The sequence below is a fragment of the Micromonospora sp. NPDC023633 genome (assembly GCF_040640035.1).
GTDB lineage: Bacteria > Actinomycetota > Actinomycetes > Mycobacteriales > Micromonosporaceae > Micromonospora.
In genome coordinates this window covers 21,024-27,709 of record NZ_JBFABB010000097.1, presented here as the reverse complement: position 1 = coordinate 27,709, position 6,686 = coordinate 21,024, and the positions used below count along the sequence as shown (strand labels likewise).

The window sequence follows — 6,686 nt, the reverse complement described above, 5'->3', positions numbered from 1 at the left end:
TGCGCCACCGCCGCGGCCCGCCCGGCCCGCTCCGCCCGGCGACGCTCCGCCTCCTCGCCGGCCCATCCGGTGAGGGCGGCCCAGGCGGCGCCGAGGTCCTCCCGGTCCGCCGTCGGCGGCCCGAACCGGGCCAGCCCGTCGCGGGTCGCGTCGAACGCCCGCCACGTCGCCCGCAACCGCTCCTCGGCGGCGTCCACCGCCGCCCGGGCCCGCCGGGCGGCGTCCCGGCCGGCCCGCACCGCCGCCGCCGACTCCTCCAGCGCCCGGCGCAGCCGCGCGTGCTCGTCCAGCTCGCGGCGCAGCACCGCCGGCTCGGCCGCCCCCGCCAGCTGGTCGTCCAGCTCGGCCAGGCGGGCCTGCACCTGGTCCTGCCGGGCCCGCGCGCGCAGCAGCACCCGCTCCAGCTCCCGGGCCGCGCCGTCGCGCTCCTGCACCACGGACTGGGCGGCCTTGCTGGCGGCCCGCGCCGCCCGTCCCGCCGCCGTCGCGGCGGCCACCGCCGAGTCGGCCGGCACCGCCGGCACCGTCGCGACGGTCTGCTCGCAGACCGGGCAGGGCGCCCCGGCGCGCAGGTGCGCGCGCAACGCCACCGCCTGGTCGGTCGCCTTCGCCTCCTCGTGGGCGCGGAAGGCCGCCTCCAGCTCCGACTCGGCCCGTTCGGCCGCCGCCCGCGCCTCGGTGAGCGCCGCCACGGCCGCGCCGTGCTCGGCCTGCGCCCCGGTCACCGCCGCGCGGACCGCCTCCGCCTCGCCGGCCAGCTTCTCCCGGTCGGTGTACGCCCGCAGCAGCAGCCGCAGCGCGCTCTCGTCGCCGGCGGCGGCCAGCTCGCCGCGGAGCTTCTCCTCCCGCTCCTCGGCCAGCGACACCGCCGTCGCCGCCTCGTCCGCGCCGGCCCGCGCCGACGCGACCGCCCGGGCCACCTCGGCCACCCCGTCCGGCGCGCGCACGGCGGCCAGCACCGCCAGATCGGCGTCGAGGGCGGCCAGGGCCGCGCCCGCCTCGCGCGCCGTCGCCCGGGCCGCCGCCAGCTCCGGTACGGCGGACGCCACCGCCCCCGCCAGCTCCCGCATCCGGTCGACCTGCCCGGTCGCCGCCTCCAGCGCGGCGTCGTCGACGTCGGTGAGCCCGGCGAGCGCCTGGTCGACCGCCTCCAGCTTCGCCTCGGCCTGCGCGGCCCGCGCGGTCGCCTTCTTCTGCACGTCCTCGTAGACCCCGAGGCCGAGCAGGTTGACCAGGATCTGCTGCCGGGTGGCCGGCTTGGCGTGCAGGAAGTCCGCGAACTGTCCCTGCGGCAGCACCACGCAGCTGGTGAACTGCTCGTAGGGCAGCCCGACCGCCTCCAGCACCGCGTGCTCCATCTCGGCGGGGGTGCCGGCCACCACCTCGCCGAGGTCGTCCGGGCTGAGCCCGGTGTCGAGCTTGGTCACGTCGAACCCGGCCGGCATCAGCTGCAACCCGGCGTTGGCCGTCTTGACGTTGCCCCGGCCGTCGCGGCGGACCACCCGGGTCGCCACGTAGCGGGAGCCGGCGGACTCGAACACCAGCCGGACCCGCGCCTCGGTGGCCGACGGCGCCAGCGCGTTGCCCAGGCCCCGGGTCCCGCCCCAGCGGGGCACCGTGCCGTAGAGGGCGAAGCAGATGGCGTCCAGCACCGTCGACTTGCCGGAGCCAGTCGGCCCGACCAGGGCGAAGAAGTCGGCGTCGGTGAAGTCGATCGTGGTCTCGTCGCGGAAGACGGTGAAGCCCGCCATGTCCAGCCGCATCGGCCGCATCAGTGGTCGACTTCCTCGAAGAGCTCGTCGAAGAGCTCCCGCACCCCGTCGTCGGTGTGCCCCCGGCTGTCGAGGTAGTCGGCGAAGAGCTGCCGGGGCGAGCGGCCCGCCCGCTGCGCCACCCGGGCGCCGCTGCCAGGGGCGGGCACCAGCTCCGGGTCGATCCGGATCTCCAGGGCCGAGGGGAGCAGCTCCTGCACCTCCTCGCGCAGCCCGGCGCGCGGCTGCTCCCGGACGTACACCCGCAGCCAGGCGTCGTCCGGCACCTGCGTCTCGGCGAGCTGGGCCAGGGTGCCCCGGACCGTGCGCAGCGAGGTGGCGGCGGTCACCGGCACCTCGCGGACCTGCGCCGCTGTGGTCGCGGTGACCTCGACGACGGTCACCGACGGCACGTTCTCCTGCTCGCCGAAGTCGACCGCCAGCGGGCTGCCGCTGTAGCGGATCGGGCAGGGGCCCTGCACCCGCTGCGAGCGGTGCAGGTGGCCCAGCGCCACGTAGTGCGCCGTCCCGGGGAACACGGTCGCGGGCACCGCGTAGCCCAGCACGGTGTGCGCGTCGCGCTCCCCGCCGCCGGTGGTCGCGCCGACCACGGTCAGGTGGGCGGTGACCAGGTGCACCCGGTCCGGTTCCGTGAAGCTCTCGGTCAGCCGGCCCAGCACCCGGCCCAGGTGGTCGGCGTACGTCTGGGTGGTCTCGGCGGCGGTCAGCTCGTACATCTCCACGGCGCGGATGGCGTAGCGCTGGGAGAGGAACGGCAGCGCGGCCAGCCGCCAGCGCTCGCCCCCGGCGGTGGTGCCGTCGACGACGTGCTCGTCGGGGTTGTCCCGGACCCCGCCGCGCAGGGTGATCCCGGCGGCCTCGGCCCAGGGCCGCAGCGCGTCGAGGGCCTGGCCGTTGTCGTGGTTGCCGCCGATGGCCACGACGTCGGCGCCGGTGCGGCGCAGCGCGGTCAGGGCCCGGGTGACCAACCGGGTGGCCTCGGGCGTCGGTGCGGCGGTGTCGTAGAGGTCACCGGCGACGATGACCAGGTCGGGCGCCTCGGCGCGGGCGACGTCGATCACGCCGGCCAGGACCCGCTTGTGCTCCTCGGCCCGCGACTGCCCCTTGAGGACCTTGCCGACGTGCCAGTCGGAGGTGTGCAGGATCTTCACGGTGCCAGCCTTTCGTTCGCGACTGCGGGGCTCGCAAGCTCACTCCTCGCGCTCACCGGTGCCAGCCTTTCGTTCGCGACTGCGGGGCTCGCAAGCTCACTCCTCGCGCTCACCGGTTTCTCCCCTCCCTAGAAGGGGATGTCGTCGTCGGAGGTGCCGCCACCGGAGCCGACGACCGCGAACGGGTCGACGGACTGGGTGATCGACCGGAGCGTCTCGGACGGGGCGCGGCCGGCCTCGGAGACCCGGGTGGCCCAGGCCGGGAACGGGAACTCCAGGCAGAGCGGCACCGGGATGTCGGGCTGGTTGACGAACATCGTGCCCGGCTTGGCCAGCAGCGCGCGCTGCCGCTGGGCGGGCGGCAGGAAGCCGTATTCCGGGCGGGACGCCTCGGCCGGGTCGAGCCGGCCCACCACCCGGATCGCCGAGTTGGTGACGATCCGCCGCTCCACCTCGCTCGCCGTCTGCTGGGCGCCGACCAGGATCACCCCGAGCGAGCGGCCCCGCTCGGCGATGTCGAGCAGCACCTCCTTGATGGGGGAGGAGCCCTCGCGGGGGGCGTACTTGTTGAGCTCGTCGAGCACCACGAAGAGCAGCGGCTTGGCGGTGCCGGCCTTCTCCTTGCGCTCGAACTCGCTCTTCAGCGTCACGCCGACCACGAACCGCTGCGCGCGGTCCGGGAGGTTGTGCAGGTCGACCACGGTGACCTGGGCGCTCTCGGCGGTGTTGATCGAGTGCGGGCGGCGGGTGGCCAGGTCGCCCCGGATCAGCCGGGACAGGTCCTTCTTGCTGCCGATCAGCCGGCGGGCGAACGCGTTGACCGTGCCCAGCCCGACGGCGCTGCCGGCCCAGTCGGAGCGGGTCTCGTCGTCGTTGAGCTGGTCGACGATGTGGTCGACCAGGTCGGCGTACGAGCCGAGCCGCACCCCGTCGATGCTCACCCCGCCGTCGGCGGGCTGGGCGTGCCGGGCCAGGTGGGCGGCGACCGAGTGCACCACCATCGTGTACTGCTGGCGCTCGTCGTCGGCGTCGGCGAACACGTAGGGCAGCAGGCGGTCGGCGCAGAACTCGCTGAGCGTCCAGTAGAAGCTGTCCACGCCGGTGAGCCGGCTGCTCACGTCGGGCGTGCCGGAGGCGTCGCCCACCCTGGGCGGGGCGTAGACCCGCACGTCGGGGAAGGCCCCGGCGACCAGGCCGAGCTTCGCGTACGCGGCGCGGGTGGCGTCGTCCAGCCGGGTGTTGGGGTGGTCGAGGAAGAGCAGGTCCTCGCCCTTGACGTTGAAGATGAGCGCCTTGGCGTTGACCGCGTCGCCGCCCAGCACGCCGGAGCGGAAGACCGAGTAGAGCAGGAAGGTGGCGAAGCTCGTCTTCGTGGCGACCCCGGAGATGCCGGAGATCGACACGTGCGCGCCCCGGCTGCCGTCGAGGAAGTCGGCGTTGAGGTAGACCGGCACCCCGTCGCGGCCCATGCCCATCGGGATGCGCCGCTCCATCCGGTCGAAGTGCAGCGCCCGGGCCCGGGCGTCGCCCTCGGCGCGGTGCACCACCGCACCGGGCGACGGCGGCACGTAGAGCTCCGGGTCGACGCGGGTGGTGGTGATCTCGGCGGCCTCCTGCACCTGGGCGGGCAGCGTGCCGTCGGCGATGGCGAAGACGTCGGAGTCGAACTGGGCGCCCTCGTGCCGGGCGCGCACCTGGGTGACCACCCCGGCGATCGTCACCGGCTCGCGGTCGGGCAGCTCCCGCCGGGTCACCACGACGTCGTCGAGCTGCAGGTAGCTGCCCGGGGAGACCGCGGTCCAGAACTGCAGGGGCGTGGCGTCGGCGGTGCCCAGCACCCGGCCGACCACCTCGCCCGGGCCGTCGAACCCGTCGTCAGTCATCGGGCAACTCCGGTCGGCTGGTCGTCGCGGTCGGGGCACACGCCTGCATCCTGCCCGAGGAGTACGACAGGTTGCCACGCGACGCGGCGGACGCCACGCCGCCGCCGACGGCCGTCAGCCGCAGGGTGCCGGACCGACCACGGTCAGTCGCGGGCGTAGCGGAGCATGAGCATCCCGTCGGCGGCGGCGAGCACGTGCCGCAGCGGCAGGTGGCGCACGTCGCTGGCCTCGCCGGCGGTGATCCGCCCCGGCCCCGCCCCGGCGAGCAGCGGGGCGACGGTGAGGCAGACCTCGTCCACCAGGTCGGCGGCGGTGAGGGCGCCGAACAGGTGCGGGCCACCCTCGCAGAGCACCTGGCCGTGGCCGCGACGACGCAGCTCGGCCAGGCCCGCCGCGAGGTCGACCCGGTCGTCGCCGCAGCGCACCAGGTCGGCGACCTCGGTCAGGCCGGGCGGCGCCGTGGCGTCGGCCCGGGTGAGCACCACGGGCCGCACCGGCGCGTCGGCGAACGCGGCCTGCGCCGGGTCGAGGTCGAGCGAGCCGGAGACGACGACCAGCGTCGGGTACTCGGACAGGCCGTGCTCGCGGCGCCACGCCCGGCGTCGCTCGTTGAGGCGGACCGCCCGGTAGCCCTCGTGCCGCAGCGTGCCGGCGGCCACGAGCAGGGCGTCGCAGAGCATGCGTAGCAGCCCGAAGACGCGCTTGTCCGGCTCGCCGGAGAGCCCGGCGGAGTAGCCGTCCACGGAGACGCCGCCGTCGACGCTGGTCACGAAGTTCACCCGCAGGTGGGGGCGGTCGGCCCGGCCGTAGAGCGCGGTGAGCGCGGCGTCGTCCAGCGGTCGCGTCGACGCCTGCGGCCAGAGCGCCGAAATCGGGCTTCCGACGCTCATTCGCCGGCCGGACCGGTGACCGGAGGGGTGGGCCGGGGGGGTACGGTGCTGGCAGTCGCACCAGTTGCGCCCCGGACAGTCGTCGTGCCGCCTGGCCCGGCACGCTCGGCAGATCATGCCCGCAGCCTATGCCGAGGAAGGACGGGACAGCATGCCGCGTCAGATCTTCCAGCTGAAGATTTCCCTGGCCGGGGTCCGACCGCCCATCTGGCGCCGGGTGCTCGTCCCGGGCGGCTACACGCTGGACCGGCTGCACCGGGTGGTGCAGCACGGCATGGGCTGGCGGGACTGCCACCTGCACTCGTTCGAGATCGAGGGCCGCCAGTACGGCGAGCCCGACCCCGTCGGCGAGCTGGCCCTGCACGACGAGTTGGACGTCCGGCTCGACGCGGTGGTCGGCAAGGGCAGTCGCTTCCACTACACGTACGACTTCGGCGACTGGTGGGAGCACGACCTGGTGGTGGAGGACGCCTGCGCGGCCGACCCGGACGAGCGCTACCCGTCCTGCGTGGACGGCGAGCGGGCGTGCCCGCCGGAGGACGTCGGCGGACCGGCCGGCTACCAGGCGTTGCTGGCCGTGCTGGCGGACCCGGCTCACCCCGGGCACCCGCGGGCGCGGGACTGGGTGGGTGACCGCTTCGACCCGGCCGCCTTCGACGCGGGCCGGGCCGACACCCTGCTGCGACGCTTCTGCTGAACCGCTTCGGCGGCGGCCCCGCTCCAGCCGCGCTCCCGCGGCGCGTGGCGGGCCGCTCAGCTTGTCCGCCGTCTGCCACCGGACCCGCTGAACCGCTTCAACGCGACGGACGCCCAGGTGGTGCCGGCCCGCACGTCGACCCCTGACGCCCGACGGGCGGTGCCTCCGCACGCGCGGTAACGATCTGGGAACGCTCCCAAGGGCCTATTGACACCCCTGACACCCGCCGGCACTCTCATGGGAGCGCTCCCGCGAATGTGGCACGACTCACCCGCGCCCCGCTCCGGTCGTCG

At 75.4% G+C, this 6,686-nt stretch carries 5 protein-coding genes; 1 reads left to right on the top strand and 4 read right to left on the bottom strand.

Going from position 1 to position 6,686, the window contains the following annotated elements:
* The 4 genes from AB0G13_RS25585 to AB0G13_RS25570 all read right to left on the bottom strand — a co-directional run.
* Positions 1–1,772, bottom strand: a 1,772-nt coding sequence (locus AB0G13_RS25585) for an SMC family ATPase (RefSeq protein WP_357879020.1), incomplete at its 3' end; no start/stop codon positions are given.
* Entirely contained in the window at positions 1,772–2,923 is a 1,152-nt protein-coding gene (locus AB0G13_RS25580; protein WP_357879016.1) for an exonuclease SbcCD subunit D, read from the bottom strand. The genes AB0G13_RS25585 and AB0G13_RS25580, both read right to left, overlap by 1 nt.
* A 128-nt stretch (positions 2,924–3,051) precedes the next feature.
* Entirely contained in the window at positions 3,052–4,806 is a 1,755-nt protein-coding gene (locus tag AB0G13_RS25575) for an ATP-binding protein (protein ID WP_357879012.1), read from the bottom strand.
* A 143-nt stretch (positions 4,807–4,949) separates the two neighbouring features.
* Entirely contained in the window at positions 4,950–5,696 is a 747-nt protein-coding gene (locus tag AB0G13_RS25570; RefSeq protein ID WP_357879009.1) for a pyrimidine reductase family protein, read from the bottom strand.
* A gap of 151 nt (positions 5,697–5,847) precedes the next feature.
* Between AB0G13_RS25570 and AB0G13_RS25565 the strand changes: the two genes are divergently transcribed.
* A complete protein-coding gene (locus AB0G13_RS25565) occupies positions 5,848–6,393 on the top strand; it encodes a plasmid pRiA4b ORF-3 family protein (protein WP_357879006.1) in 546 nt (181 codons plus the stop codon).
* Positions 6,394–6,686: the final 293 nt, after the last annotated feature.

What these genes read in the sequence shown, in the direction of transcription:
- AB0G13_RS25575 (WP_357879012.1), bottom strand. Translation starts at nt 4,806, where the DNA reads ATGACTGACGACGGGTTCGACGGCCCGGGCGAGGTGGTCGGCCGGGTG.
- AB0G13_RS25570 (WP_357879009.1), bottom strand. Translation starts at nt 5,696, where the DNA reads ATGAGCGTCGGAAGCCCGATTTCGGCGCTCTGGCCGCAGGCGTCGACG.
- AB0G13_RS25565 (WP_357879006.1), top strand. Translation starts at nt 5,848, where the DNA reads ATGCCGCGTCAGATCTTCCAGCTGAAGATTTCCCTGGCCGGGGTCCGA.